Source organism: Rhizobium sp. USDA 3886, from assembly GCF_056279785.1.
Window position 1 is genome coordinate 380792 of the sequence record NZ_JBWCDC010000001.1, and the last position, 13452, is coordinate 394243.

General features: G+C 59.5%; 10 protein-coding genes and 1 pseudogene. 6 read left to right on the forward strand and 5 right to left on the reverse strand.

What is annotated here, in order from left to right; genetic code table 11:
* The first annotated feature begins 19 nt into the window (after positions 1-19).
* Together ACZ9BX_RS01905 and ACZ9BX_RS01910 are read left to right on the forward strand one after the other, a co-directional pair.
* The gene (locus ACZ9BX_RS01905) at positions 20-1090 is read left to right on the forward strand and encodes a hypothetical protein (protein ID WP_476215351.1); all 1071 of its coding nucleotides are present in this window, start codon (positions 20-22) and stop codon (positions 1088-1090) included.
* 117 nt (positions 1091-1207) lie between these two features.
* Positions 1208-2338, forward strand: a complete 1131-nt coding sequence (locus tag ACZ9BX_RS01910; RefSeq protein ID WP_476215352.1) for a DUF2333 family protein — start codon at positions 1208-1210, stop codon at positions 2336-2338.
* Positions 2339-2341: 3 nt separating this feature from the next.
* Here ACZ9BX_RS01910 and ACZ9BX_RS01915 read toward each other — a convergent pair.
* The 3 genes and pseudogenes from ACZ9BX_RS01915 to ACZ9BX_RS01925 form a co-directional block, all read right to left on the reverse strand.
* Positions 2342-2799, reverse strand: a pseudogene (locus tag ACZ9BX_RS01915) (PAS domain-containing protein).
* 45 nt (positions 2800-2844) lie between these two features.
* A complete protein-coding gene (locus ACZ9BX_RS01920; protein WP_476215354.1) occupies positions 2845-3570 on the reverse strand; it encodes a helix-turn-helix transcriptional regulator in 726 nt (241 codons plus the stop codon).
* 144 nt (positions 3571-3714) lie between these two features.
* Entirely contained in the window at positions 3715-4176 is a 462-nt protein-coding gene (locus ACZ9BX_RS01925) for an Lrp/AsnC ligand binding domain-containing protein (RefSeq protein WP_476215355.1), read from the reverse strand.
* 112 nt (positions 4177-4288) lie between these two features.
* Here ACZ9BX_RS01925 and putA point away from each other — a divergent pair, with 112 nt between their 5' ends.
* The 3 genes from putA (at position 4289) to ACZ9BX_RS01940 (ending at position 9518) form a co-directional block, all read left to right on the forward strand.
* Positions 4289-7408, forward strand: a complete 3120-nt coding sequence (gene putA, locus ACZ9BX_RS01930) for a bifunctional proline dehydrogenase/L-glutamate gamma-semialdehyde dehydrogenase PutA (protein ID WP_476215356.1) — start codon at positions 4289-4291, stop codon at positions 7406-7408.
* Positions 7409-7581: 173 nt separating this feature from the next.
* On the forward strand, positions 7582-9258 hold the full coding sequence (locus tag ACZ9BX_RS01935; protein ID WP_476215358.1) for a formate--tetrahydrofolate ligase: 1677 nt from the start codon (positions 7582-7584) through the stop codon (positions 9256-9258).
* Positions 9259-9281: 23 nt separating this feature from the next.
* Positions 9282-9518, forward strand: a complete 237-nt coding sequence (locus ACZ9BX_RS01940) for a hypothetical protein (RefSeq protein ID WP_476215360.1) — start codon at positions 9282-9284, stop codon at positions 9516-9518.
* A gap of 298 nt (positions 9519-9816) precedes the next feature.
* Here ACZ9BX_RS01940 and ACZ9BX_RS01945 read toward each other — a convergent pair whose 3' ends face one another.
* Positions 9817-10053, reverse strand: a complete 237-nt coding sequence (locus tag ACZ9BX_RS01945) for a CopG family ribbon-helix-helix protein (RefSeq protein WP_476215362.1) — start codon at positions 10051-10053, stop codon at positions 9817-9819.
* A gap of 111 nt (positions 10054-10164) precedes the next feature.
* The gene (locus tag ACZ9BX_RS01950; protein WP_476215364.1) at positions 10165-11028 is read right to left on the reverse strand and encodes an extensin-like domain-containing protein; all 864 of its coding nucleotides are present in this window, start codon (positions 11026-11028) and stop codon (positions 10165-10167) included.
* A 279-nt stretch (positions 11029-11307) separates the two neighbouring features.
* Between ACZ9BX_RS01950 and ACZ9BX_RS01955 the strand changes: the two genes are divergently transcribed.
* On the forward strand, positions 11308-13443 hold the full coding sequence (locus ACZ9BX_RS01955) for a TonB-dependent receptor domain-containing protein (protein ID WP_476215366.1): 2136 nt from the start codon (positions 11308-11310) through the stop codon (positions 13441-13443).
* Positions 13444-13452 lie beyond the last annotated feature (9 nt).

Consider the following 13452-nt stretch of genomic DNA (forward strand, 5'->3'; position numbering starts at 1 on the left):
AGATTCTCTGGAGAGGCCGGTGCGCAAAGCTCCCTCGTTCGACAGTCAATTCGAAGCAGCCGACGCGCTTGTCTCAACCCTGTGCGCCGACGCGGCCGCATGCGCTGCCTTCATCGAGTACTTTGCGCGCAAAGGAGCGCAATCGGACGACGAGGCGATTCTGGCGCAACGAGACCGGTTCCAGGCTTTTGCGACGGCGCGCTTGGAATTCGACGGACTTCTTGGTGAAATGGTGGCCGGCCTCGACCGGATGACAGCGGAGGTCTCCGCGGATATGGACAGCTTCCGCGGGCTGACCGCACGCGAGAGGCTGACCGGCTGGTTTTCGAGGCAGCGCATGTGGCGCCTCCACCGTCAGCGGGTGCACGAAGCGCCGGTGATCGAGCGGCTGCTCGATCTGCTGTCGAAATCCAACGCCATTACCGGTTTGGTCAGCGGCCACCGCGAATTCGCCCTTGCTTGCCATAAGGCGGCAGAGAGCGATGTTGTCACGATCGTCGAGCAACGCGGGCGCCTTGTCGGTGCCATCGATATTGCGCGGTTGCGCATGAAGGAGATGAAGGCGAAGGCGCTAACGAGACAGGGACGCATCGGTCTTTACGGCGGCAGGGCCGAATGGGAGCGAATGGAGGAGGAGCGGCGTGCGCTTGAGGCGGAGGCTGAGAAGATTGCCGAAGAAGAGCTGAAGATGCGCGACGAAAGCCAGCGGCGCGAAGGCTTCATTACGATGTTCCAAGAGTTCGTCGATGCATTGAACAGCCAGATCGGCCTTTGCAATGCGTTGCTCCGCAAGCTGTCGATCGGTACGGAAGAACGGCTGATCATCTATCAGGCGCAGGTAGATACCGACGTTCCGGGATCGAAAGCGAAAATAACGCAGGAGCGGTATCCACATATCGCCGGCCCGATCTCGCTCTTCGAAAGGGGTATGCTCGTTCCGCAGGACATCGGATTGCGCAAGGCGGCCGCGGATGCGGCCTTCGGCAAGAAGTTTGCGGCATTCGCCGAAAGCCACGACGCGACCGACGCTCCGATCATCGACCTGACGCAAAGATCCTCCAGGTTCAGGTTGCGCTTTGCCCGTTTTTGATGAAACGACGGCCTGCGCGATCTTCTAAAAATCTCTCCTTCATGTTGTGCTCGATCGAGCAAACACATATGTGAAATGCAGGACTTTCTGACGTTCGCTAGGGTTTAGGAGAAGGGCATGCTCGACCGGATCGCCGGTTTCTTCAGGCTGATCGGCCGCACGATCGCCCGCTGGTTCAGTCTTTTTGCCGCCTGGGCGTTCTGGCCCTTCCTTGCCGCCCATGGCTGGTACCAGCGCCGGACGTGGATGATCCGGATCCCCATCATTGCGTTCGCGGCACTGCTGGCCGTCCTTTATGCGTATTTCTTCTGGCAGACGCAGGTCTGGTCGAATTTCAATCCGTCCTTCGTTAACCAGTACCGTCTTTCCGAGCGCAAGGTTCCGGCAGGCCAGGAACTGCCGGTTGCCGGCGGCGCGGCAGCACCGGCGGCCAAGACCTGCCAGCGTTCTGCGATCGTCGATGTCGCCGCCGACCTGACGGACTTCAACGTCAACCAGAACGCATGGATCTCCTCCATGCTGCTCTACCGGCTCGGTTTTTTCGGTATCGCCTGGGACCATACGCCGTTCCTCGACAACAAGGCGTCCTTCCAGCGCGGCGTCAATCAGGCGGCCCGGCGGACCTCGGCCGAGCTTGTCGATACGCTCGGGCGCGTACGCGGCACGTCCGGCATCAACAACGATCTTCAGAACGCCCGCGGAAATCTGCAATTCGACGAATACAGCTGGTATTTCGGGCTCAATCCGTTCGGGCCGAAGACCCCGACGCCGAGCTACTACCGTTCGGCGATCGGCAGCCTGCGCAAGTTCAATACCGACCTTGCCAGCTGCAACGCCGTCTTTGACGGCCGCGCGGACAACCTCGTCCAATTCATCGACCGGATCGCGAACGATCTCGGCGGCACGTCGGACATGCTGGCGGAGCGCTCGGAGAACCACAATCGCGGCTGGTTCGATACGCGCGCCGACGACCGCTTCTGGTTCGCCTACGGGCAACTCTATGCCTATTACGCCATTCTCGCGGCGGCACAGTCGGATTTTTCGCAGGTGGTAGCGGAGCGCAATCTCGGCGCCATCTGGAGCGGCACGACGAGGCAATTTCAAGCCGCCCTGCGCATCCAACCGGCGATCATTTCCAATGGCCGTGAGGACGGCTGGATCATGCCGAGCCATTTGGCGACCATGGGTTTCTACATCCTGCGGGTGCGGTCGAACCTCGTGGAGATGCGTTCTGTCCTCGACCGCTGACCGTCAGGGCTGGAGGGAATTGTCTTCTACCCCGACGATGCGCAGTGGCTCGACGAATTCATATGTGACGTGTGACGCCAAAGATCTCGTTGTTGCGGAAACGGCCGACCGATCGGACCATCTTGTAGCCGCCGCGCCGGTTGTCGACCCTATAAACATAGTGAAAGCCCACTTTGTGCCGGCTCGCATGCTCGAAGGTCTGCGTTATCAGGATGCGGTCCTCTTCGTGAATCCGTGAAAGCAGCTCTACGGGATTTGCCAGGCCGGTGGTGTAGGGCAGGTCAAAGATGGCATGGACGTCCTCGGTAGCAAAAAAGTGACCTGTTTCGAGTTCCATGCGCCAGAAGCCGAATAGCCGCTGGGCCGAAACAGGCTAGACGATTTCGGCATCGCTGATGCCGATTTGATCGCGTGATTGCTCTTTCTTGTGGAGTTCCGGCTGCTTCGAATCGAAGAGGCACGTTTCCGCCCGCGTGAGGTTTTCGCACTGATTCTCTTCTGATTTCTCAGCTGATCAGCTTCAATCGGATAGCTTTTGCTACCAATTGCGTGCGGTTGACGCAATCGAGTTTTTTGATCGCGTTCGTCATATAGGCGTTCACCGTATGGTCGGAGAGAGCGAGGATCTGGCCGATTTCAACTGACGTCTTGCCCTGGGCCGTCCAGCGGACGACTTCGAGCTCGCGCGCGGAGAGCGCGTTGTAGGTGCTGTCTTCGTTGCGCTTGACGGCACTGTAGGCGTCAAAGGCGTGAAGCACGATTACCGTGAGTTCGTTGATTTCGCTCTGGCTGAGCGATGCGCGCTCGCCTGAAAACCAGAAGGCCAGCCGCTTGCCGTCTGCGGCATTGACCGGCAAAACGATGCCCGCCGGCATTTTATGCTGAAGCATCAGGCTGCGAAGTTCGCAGCGAAACATTTGGGCCGTTGCGGCGTCGGAGAGATGCCAGCTCTGCGGGGCGACAGATTCTCTCAGCTTTGCCGTAAACGGACAGGCGCGTAGCATATGAGCGCGATCGAACTCTCTGAGGTACGTGCCCGTCAATGACGTTTCTACGACCAGTGGCTTAAGAAACAAGTCCTCGGAAGAGGGCGTATTCATCAACGTATAGTGAGTTAACCCGAAAGCATTTGCAATCCTGTGCAAGACCTGGACAAAAAGAGCGCGCGTCCGCGCCGATGCCAATTCCGTCGATAAAAGTGACTGCCTTTCGGAGGTAGTCATGTAAGACATAATGCGCCCCGCCTTGCCTTCATGTTACCGCTATCAAATACGTTAATTGCCAGCCACGCTAGCCTGAATTGACTTAGTACACGCTGATTAAATCATACTGTTAAAAATTAATCGCGCAGGTACCCTCTCAGGTTGTTTTTAATGTTACACAGGTAGCAGCCCGGCTGATTTTACTTCTTCCATTACTGCATAAGTATGAGTTTCCCTTACGCCAGGCAGCGGCAGAATCACCTCTGAAAGAAATTGCCGGTAAGCCTCCATGCCCGCGACGCGGGCCTTGACGAGGTAATCGAAGCCGCCGGCGACCATGTGGCACTCCATGACGTCGTCCGAGCGCTTCACGGCACCTGCGAAGGCATCGAAGACGTCGGGCGTCGTGCGGTCCAGCTTGACCTGGACGAAGACGAGCAGGGTGCGCCCGAGCTTTTCCGGCGACAGGACGGCCATGTAGCCGGTAATATAGCCGTCGCGGGTAAGGCGCTTGACCCGCTCGGCCGTCGCGGTGGGGGAGAGGCTGACGCGCTCGGCAAGCTCGATGTTCGTAAGGCGGCCTTCCTTCTGCAGGGCGCGGAGAATCTTGCGGTCGAGACGGTCCAGTTCTTTCATTTTCCACGGCCTTTCGGGCAATCGGTAGCTGAAGAAAATTTGATGATCCATCAATTTAGTGAAAAACGCTACGGATGACCAGCTATGTTGCGGATATCACGGAGAACCCTTTATGAACCACCAGATTTCCACGCAATATCCCGCGTTCAACGCTCCATTCGCCGGTGACGATGACTGTTTGTTGCATGCGTTCAGCGAGAAGCTGCACTTCAGCGCCGCCGAGGACAAGGCGATCGACAAACGCGCAAGCGGCATGATCAAGGCGATCCGCGACAATTCCGGCGCGATGGGCGGCGTGGAGGATTTCCTGCGCGAGTATGGGCTTTCGACGCGCGAGGGGCTGGCGCTCATGGTTCTTGCCGAAGCGCTGCTGCGCGTGCCCGACGCGCTGACGCAGGACAAGCTGATCGAGGACAAGCTCAAGGAAGGCGGTTGGAGCGAGCATGAGGGCAAAGCCGAAAGCTGGTTCGTTTCGGCTTCCGCCTGGGCGCTCGGTGTTTCCGCCCGCATCCTGCGCCCCGGGGATACGCCGGAAGGCGTGGTCCGCGGCCTCGTCAAGCGCCTCGGCCTGCCGACGGTGCGCAATGCGACAAAACAGGCGATGCGCTTCCTCGGCCACCACTTCGTGCTCGGCGAAACGATCAAGGATGCGCTGAACCGCGCCTCAAAGAATGAGGAGAAGGGTTATCGCCACTCCTTCGACATGCTGGGCGAGGGAGCGCGAACGGCGGAAGACGCCAAGCGCTACTGGCAGTCCTATGCAATGGCGATCGAAGCGATCGGCACCTGGATGGGGAAGAACGCCAAGTCCAAGCAGTTGCCCGACCGCATGGGCATTTCGGTCAAGCTTTCGGCGCTGCATCCGCGCTATCTCGCCACCCATCGCGACCGGGTGATGAAGGAACTGGTGCCGGACCTCCTGAAGCTCGCGCAGATGGCAAAGGCACATAAGCTGAACTTCACCGTCGATGCCGAGGAGGCCGATCGCCTGGAGCTTTCGCTCGACGTGATCGCCGCCGTGTTCAGCGACCCCTCGCTTGACGGCTGGGATGGTTTCGGCCTTGCGATCCAGGCCTATCAGAAACGCGCGACGGCGGTGATCGACTACGTCGATGCGCTCTGCGAAAAGCTCGGCCGCCGAATGATGGTGCGTCTCGTGAAGGGCGCCTACTGGGATACGGAAATCAAGCGCGCCCAGGAGCGCGGGCTCGACGACTATCCGGTCTGGACGCGCAAGCAGGCGACGGACCTTTCCTATCTCGCCTGCGCCAAGCAGATGCTCGACAAGCGCGCCCGCATCTTCCCGCAGTTCGCCACGCACAATGCGCTGACGGTTTCGACCATTCTGGAGCTGGCGGGCGAAGACCGGACCGGTTTCGAATTCCAGCGCCTGCATGGCATGGGCGAGACGCTCTACAATCACCTGCTTGACAGCAACGATCGCATCGCCTGCCGCATCTATGCCCCTGTCGGCGGTTATCGCGACCTGCTTGCCTATCTCGTCCGCCGTCTTCTGGAAAACGGCGCCAATTCCTCCTTCGTCGCCATGGCCGGCGATAAGAACACGCCGATCAAGGCGCTGCTGGAGCGCCCCGCCGACAAGCTGCAACTCGATACCGGCACGAGCGCCCGCAACAGCAGGATCCCGATGCCGCTTGCCATTTACGGGAAGCGCAAGAACAGCACGGGCCTCGAATTCGGCCATCGCGAAACCCTGGAGAAGCTTATGTCGAATATCCGCAGGGGCGACGCCGCAATCGCTGCCACCCCGCTGATCCCCGGTGTTTCCGCGACCGGCGCGGAAACGGCGGTGCTCTCGCCGTCCGATCATTCGCATAAGGTCGGCTCAGTTCGTGACGCGACGGCTGCCGATGTGGACAAGGCCTTTGCCATTGCCGCCAAGGGTTTCAAGAGCTGGTCGCGCAAGCCGGTGGAGGAGCGCGCCTTGACGCTGGAGCGCATGGCGGACCTCATGGAGGAAAACCGCGACCGGCTGCTGGTGCTGCTTTCGGCGGAAGCGGGCAAGACGCTGGACGACAGCGTTGCCGAAATCCGCGAGGCGGTGGATTTCTGCCGCTATTATGCAGCCGAAGCGCGCGGCCAGTTCGGCACCATCACCAAGATGCCCGGGCCGACCGGCGAGGACAACCGCTATCTCTGGCGTGGTCGCGGCGTCTTTGCCTGTATCTCGCCCTGGAACTTCCCGCTGGCGATCTTCCTCGGCCAGGTCTCGGCAGCGCTCGCCGCCGGTAACGCCGTGATCGCCAAGCCCGCGCCGCAGACGCCGCTGATCGCCTTTGAGGCCGTCAAGCTGTTCCATCAGGCGGGCATCCCGCAGGATGCGCTGCTCTTCGTGCCGGGTGGCCCGCAGGTCGGTTCTGCGATTACTGCGCATCCGGCACTTGGGGGCGTTGCGTTCACCGGCTCGACCAAGACCGCCTGGGCGATTAACCGGGCGCTTGCCGCCAAGGACGGCCCAATCGTGCCGCTGATTGCCGAAACCGGCGGTCTCAATGCCATGATTGTCGATGCGACGGCGCTCTCGGAGCAGGTGGCAGACGACGTCATCCTCTCGGCCTTCCGCTCCGCCGGTCAGCGCTGCTCGGCGCTCCGCCTTCTCTTCCTGCAGGAGGACGTCGCCGAAGACATGACGCGGATGATCGAAGGTGCGGCGAAGGAGCTTCAGCTCGGCGATCCAAGCCTGGAGACGACGGATGTCGGCCCGATCATCGATGACAAGCAGAAGGCCATGCTGGAAGCACACATCACCGATATGCAGAAGACACAGAAGGTGCGCTATGCGGGCAAGGCGCCTGCCGGCGGCAGCTTCTTTGCGCCGCACATCGTCGAGCTCGACAAAGCCTCGGCGTTGACGAAGGAAGTCTTCGGCCCGGTCCTGCATATCGTGAAGTGGAGGGCGAAGGACCTGCCGAAGGTGCTGGAAGACATCCAGTCCTCCGGCTACGGCCTGACGCTTGGCGTCCACAGCCGCATCGACGCGACGATCCGCACCGTCACCGACGCGCTTGATACCGGCAACGTCTACGTCAACCGCAACATGATCGGCGCCGTGGTCGGAACCCAACCGTTCGGCGGCTCCGGCCTTTCCGGGACCGGCTTCAAGGCCGGCGGTCCGGCTTATCTGCTGCGTTTTGCGCTCGAACAGGTGATCTCGGTGAACACGGCGGCGGCCGGCGGCAACGCCAGCCTGATCGCCATGGGCGACGGTTGAAGCCGAGGTTGACGGCGCTCCCTTAGCCGGGGGGAGCGCCTTCCGGTTTTGCGGAGCGTTGTGATTTTCCTGTGCTTCAACGCTGCTGGCCGCCTTGGCCAAGCGGTCGCCTCTTGTTTCCGGTTCGCGGATGGCGTCATGTTCCGGCAGAGACAAAGCTCCGGGGGACCAGCGTGGCCATCAAATCCGATATCGAAATCGCGCGCGCGGCAAAGAAGAAGCCTATTTTCGAGATCGGCGCGAAGCTCGGCATTCCGGCGGAACACCTCGCACCTTATGGCCACGACAAAGCGAAAGTCAGTGCGGAATTCATCGCCGCACAGATGGAGAAGAAGGAAGGCAGGCTGATCCTCGTCACCGCCATCAACCCGACACCGGCGGGCGAGGGCAAGACGACAACCACCGTCGGTCTCGGCGACGGGCTGAACCGGATCGGCAAGAAAGCCATTGTCTGCATCCGCGAAGCGTCGCTCGGGCCATGTTTCGGCGTGAAGGGCGGGGCTGCCGGCGGCGGCTATGCGCAAGTCATTCCAATGGAAGACATCAACCTGCATTTTACCGGCGATTTCCATGCGGTTACTTCGGCGCACAACCTTCTCGCCGCTATGATTGACAACCATATCTACTGGGGCAACGAGCTGGACATCGACCTGCGCCGCGTCACCTGGCGCCGCGTGATGGACATGAATGACCGGGCGCTGCGCGAAATGGTCTCCTCGCTCGGCGGCGTTGCCAATGGCTTTCCGCGGCAGAACGGCTTCGACATCACCGTCGCCTCGGAGGTCATGGCGATCCTCTGCCTGGCGACTGGCCTCAAGGATCTGGAAGCTCGTCTCGGGAACATCATCATCGGCTATCGCCGCGACAAGATGCCGGTCTATGCCCGCGATCTGAAGGCGGACGGCGCAATGGCCGTGCTTCTGAAAGACGCGATGCAACCGAACCTCGTCCAGACGCTGGAGAACAATCCGGCTTTCGTCCACGGCGGTCCGTTCGCCAATATCGCGCATGGCTGCAACTCGGTGATTGCGACGAAGACTGCGCTGACGCTCGGCGATTATGTCGTGACCGAGGCGGGGTTCGGGGCCGATCTTGGCGCAGAGAAATTCTTCGACATCAAATGCCGCAAGGCGGGGCTGAAGCCCGATGCGGCGGTGATCGTTGCCACGGTGCGCGCGCTGAAGATGAACGGTGGCGTGAACAAGGAGGATCTGGGAGCCGAGAATGTCGCAGCGCTTGTGAAGGGCTGCTCGAACCTTGGGCGGCATCTCGCGAATGTGCGGAAATTCGGCGTTCCGGTGGTGGTCGCGATCAATCATTTCGTTTCGGACACGGACAAGGAAATCGCGGCCGTCCAGGAATATGTTGCGCGCCACGGCGCCGAGGCGATCCTCTGCCGCCACTGGGCGGAAGGCTCGGCCGGCATCGAGGATCTTGCCTACAAGGTGGTGGAACTGGCGGAATCCGGCCAGGCGAAATTTGAGCCGCTTTACGCCGACAGCGTACCGCTGTTCGAAAAGATCGAGATCGTCGCCTCGAAGATCTACCACGCCGGCGAGGTGACGGCGGACAAGGCTGTTCGCGACCAACTCGTCACCTGGGAAGAGCAGGGTTACGGCAATCTGCCGGTCTGCATGGCGAAGACGCAATATTCGTTTTCGACAGACCCGAACCTTCGCGGCGCACCGGAGGGCCATATCGTGTCCGTACGCGAAGTGCGGCTTTCGGCAGGCGCCGGGTTCGTCGTCGTCATCACCGGCGAAATCATGACGATGCCGGGGCTGCCGAAATCGCCATCCGCCGAGCGGATATTCCTGAATGATCAAGGGTATATTGAGGGGCTTTTCTGATGCCGTTCTTCAGGTATCCTCGAATGTATGTTTTCGCCGCTGCCGCAGTATTTGCGCTCACGGTGAACGGCTCTGCAGCCGATGCGCAGGCGTCTGTGCAGCAGAGCATGGCCGATTTCATGAAGAGCAATCCCGACTGCAAGGAGTTCAACGATCAGTGCTCGATCTGTGCCGTGACCGACGGCAAGGCCGAGTGCTCCACGCCCGAGGTCGCCTGCGTCAAGAAGCCTTATGTCTGCACGCGGCGCGCGGACAACTGAGGTGGCGAAGCCGCCGGATTTTCCGGCATGAAGAAAAGTCAAAGTCTTTCTGGCCATTTTTACGATGTATCGAGGATTGTCAGGAGGTCGATGTTTTCTCCTGATATCCGGTACGCAATGATTTAGGGAATATCAGCGAACACCATTTCCCGAGTGCCAGACACGCGCGCCACCCGGCCCAGCAAGGGATGCTCTGTCAATGCTTCGGCAGTCGTTGCTGCCCCGCTCGATCACGCGAGTGGCGTTCGGATCATGCTTTGCGATATAGGCTCCAATATGATCGAGCCGAGCCAAGGCGCTATGTGTCCAGCGGCGCTGAAAGCTCATTTGCGGAGATATTTTGAGATGATGCATTCGCTTCATCATCAGAAGCAAATTCGCCTGCATTGGCTTCACGGACCGCCGCTTCGATTTCCGCGACCTGCCATTCTTCTCGCTCGACGAATTCCTCTATCACCAAGGAAGCGATTTCTTCCGTAGATAGCTTGCGCTTTTCGGCAACGCGGTCGAAGCGCGAAGCTATCGATTTTTTCAATGAAAACTTAAAACAATCATCAAGGGGCCCTGCAGCGTGCAAGAGAATTCTAGTCTGTCCACGTCTTGATTCAATAGGCAAGCATAACCTGTTGAAAGTTATGGCTTCTGTCTAATGACAATAACGATATCCTCCTTTCCGCTGCAGCACATCCATGTGGAAGTGTTTTTCGTGCGCGGCGTCGCTCTCAGGATCGAGCACGGTGGAAAAATAGAGGCAGCCGGAGGCACTGACCGTGCGCTGGAAGGCGCCGGTGAGGGTGGAATCTTCCCGGCGCGGCTTCACCGCAATGGCCTCGCCCTTTTCGAAACTGAAGCTTGCGATGTCGATGGCGTTGCCGCGGGCGTGCTCGGAGATCTTTCCGGCAAACGCACCGTTGCGCAGGCGGCAGATGTATGAAGAGGCCTGGTTGATGGTCGTGATCTGCCCGTGTTCCTTCGCGGCGACGGCGGCTGCCGGAATGACGCTCTCCTTCATCCAGCGCGCAAGTGCCAGAGCCGCCGGGCAGCGCAGCGTCGCCTGCGGCTTCACCGCGATGCCTGGGAGTGCCTCGACGAGATTGATCGGCTTGTCGATGCCGCAGCCGTGACCGTCATCGATGCGCGGGATGTCCTTGAAGACGGCGCCGAGGGCCTGCAACTCCCTCACGCATTCCGCATGATCGGCGTCGCTTTCCGGCTCGATGGTCAGGTTCTGCGCTTCCAGCGTACCCGGCGCCGGCGGCCCGAATTTCTCCGGCTTTTCCTCCTCCGGTTTGGCCGTGTCCAATGGCTTCTCATTCGGAGGGGCTGGTGGGTTTTCGGTCCCGTTTGCGGTTGAGGGCCTCGGTTCGGGGATCGGTGCGGTCTCTGCGGGTGCTTCGGCTTCGCCGTCAATCCGCGGCTTTTCCTGAGGGAAGGGACCTTTGTCGGGGAGGCTTGCGCCGGTGAGGATGATCAGGGCTGTCGTCGCCGCTGCAACTGCGATGTTCTTCAAGCTTCAACCGTCCGTGGCTGCTGATGAGAAAAGGGCAACGCATGAGGGCGGATTTCGTTGCAATTTCGCAACGTTCGTGGGCATCGTTAAAACTTGATGATTTAATTCAACATAAGGCTGGCGTTTATATTGACAATTATACTCATGTTTTTTATGCGGCAGAAAGAAGGCGGAATGTTGGGTCCCGCCGCAAATCCGAAAAGCCTAGCCAGCCCCTCGAGCGCCTGACGCGCCCCGACCAGCCAGCCCGGTATTTATTCATCCTAGAGGGTTGGTTTAATGATTGTCCGCAATTCGCGCGCCGTTCTTTTGGCTTGCACTGCATTGGTCGTTTTTGGCGCCGGTTTTCCGGCATATTCGCAAAGCCCGGAAGAGGAGGCGGCTTCCCAAAAGACGGATCGCGTAACGCCGCTGAAGAAGATCGTCGTCGGTGCGGGACAGCGCAAGATCGCCATCGATACGCCGCAGGCCGTTACTGTTCTCGACCAAAAGGATATTGATGACGCCCAGGCTGAAACGATCGGCGATATCTTCAAGGATGTGCCCGGCGTCTCCATTGCCGGCAGCGACCGTGTTTTCGGTGAGGCGTTCAATATCCGTGGCATCGGCTCCACCGAGGATTCCGCCGACGGCTCGCGCATTGTGGTGAATGTGGACGGAGCCCAGAAATTCTACGAGCAGTACCGGATGGGATCGTTCTTCTCGGACCCTGAGCTTTACAAGTCCGTCGAAGTGCTGCGCGGTCCGGCCTCTTCCACGCTTTACGGCGCCGGTGCCCTCGGTGGCGTCATCAACTTCACCACCAAGGATGCCTCAGAGTTTCTGCAGGAGGGCTACGACAATGCTCTCAGGCTCAAGAGCAGCTATGAAACAAACGGGAATGGCTATCTAGGTTCGTCTATTTTCGCACATCGCTTCAACGAGGGTGCTGAATTCCTCGGTATGTTGAACAAGCGCGGGTCCAGCGAATTCGAGTTGGGAGATGGCAGCGACTTGTCGGGCTCGGACTTTCAGTCGTGGTCGGGCCTGGCCAAGGGAACTTTCCATTTTGGTGATGGCGACGAGCAGACACTGCGCTTGTCCTATCAGCATTGGGACAGCGATGCTAACGATCAGGACTATGCTCAGACCGGCACGCAGGCCGCATTCGGTACTGTCGACCGCCATGTGATTGATGATACCGCGGTCTTGAGCTACGAAAATCCAGTCAGCGACAATCCCTGGCTCGACTTCAAGGCAACCGTTTCATACTCCGACACTACGGTCGACCAGAGCGACGGAACGCTTGGCGGGTTTTCGAATATCATCGAAGCTGATTATGGCTATCGGACATGGCAGGCCAATGTTCAAAATACCTCTGAGTTCTCGGGCGATAGCTGGGTAAACTACCTGACCTACGGCACGCAACTGAGCCATCAGGATCGCACCGCGGATTCGCCGCTTGCGACCAGCCCGACGCCCGGTGCGATCGCCACACATCCCGAAGGCACTGACAACAAGGTCGGTCTCTTCGTGCAGAACGAGTTCGTCTATGACGAGCGGCTGACAATCATCGGCGGCGTTCGCGGCGACTTCGTCTGGCGACAGCCCGGCGACTCAACGGCGGCCTTCAGCAATGCTGTCGATGTCAACGATCAAGCTTTCTCCCCCAAGCTCGCTGCGCACTACAAGCTGACCGATGAGTTCGGCATTTTCGGATCGATTGCCCATACGGAACGTCTGCCGACGTTGGATGAGCTCTACACCTGGAGCAAGGGAACCAGCCTGGATCTCAAGAAAGAAAAATCCAACAACTTCGAAATTGGCTTTACGGCAACGCGGGACGACATATTCCAGGCGGGCGACAATGTCAGTTTCAAGACGACCGCCTTCTACAATGACCTGGAGAACCTCATTGCAACCACCGGCACGGGAGCATCCTCCTATTTCTACAATGTCGGCAAGGCCCGCATCTATGGCGTCGAAGTCGAAGGGGCGTACGAATCGGATTACGTTTTCGCCAAGCTTGCCTACACAGGCACGCAGGGCCAAGACCGCAGCGATGGGGTGAACTACAACAAGCCGCTGCCGACTGTACCGGCCCACAAGATAGCCTTCACTTTGGGCGGCCGGCTTCCCGAGCGGGACATCGAATACGGCACGCGCATCACGCATGCCTTCGAGGCGCAGAACAGCGTCCGCGGAACGGCCGCATCCTCCGGTTCCACGCCGGACCATCTCGTTGTTCCGGCGCCCGATTGGACGACCGTGGACCTGTTCGCCTCCTGGAGGCCGCAGAGCGGCGAAATGCAGGGATGGCAGGTTCTGGCCAGCGTCAACAATCTTTTCGATCAATACTATCGGGAAAACACGTCCAACGATTACGCCAAGGGGCGCACGTTCAAGATTACCTTGAGCAAGCAGCTCGATTGGTAATTTGGTTTT

Excerpts from the sequence above, each read along its gene's own strand:
- putA (WP_476215356.1), top strand. The coding sequence starts at position 4,289 with ATGAACCACCAGATTTCCACGCAATATCCCGCGTTCAACGCTCCATTC.
- ACZ9BX_RS01925 (WP_476215355.1), bottom strand. The coding sequence starts at position 4,176 with ATGAAAGAACTGGACCGTCTCGACCGCAAGATTCTCCGCGCCCTGCAG.
- ACZ9BX_RS01920 (WP_476215354.1), bottom strand. The coding sequence starts at position 3,570 with ATGTCTTACATGACTACCTCCGAAAGGCAGTCACTTTTATCGACGGAA.
- ACZ9BX_RS01940 (WP_476215360.1), top strand. The coding sequence starts at position 9,282 with ATGTATGTTTTCGCCGCTGCCGCAGTATTTGCGCTCACGGTGAACGGC.
- ACZ9BX_RS01955 (WP_476215366.1), top strand. The coding sequence starts at position 11,308 with ATGATTGTCCGCAATTCGCGCGCCGTTCTTTTGGCTTGCACTGCATTG.
- ACZ9BX_RS01910 (WP_476215352.1), top strand. The coding sequence starts at position 1,208 with ATGCTCGACCGGATCGCCGGTTTCTTCAGGCTGATCGGCCGCACGATC.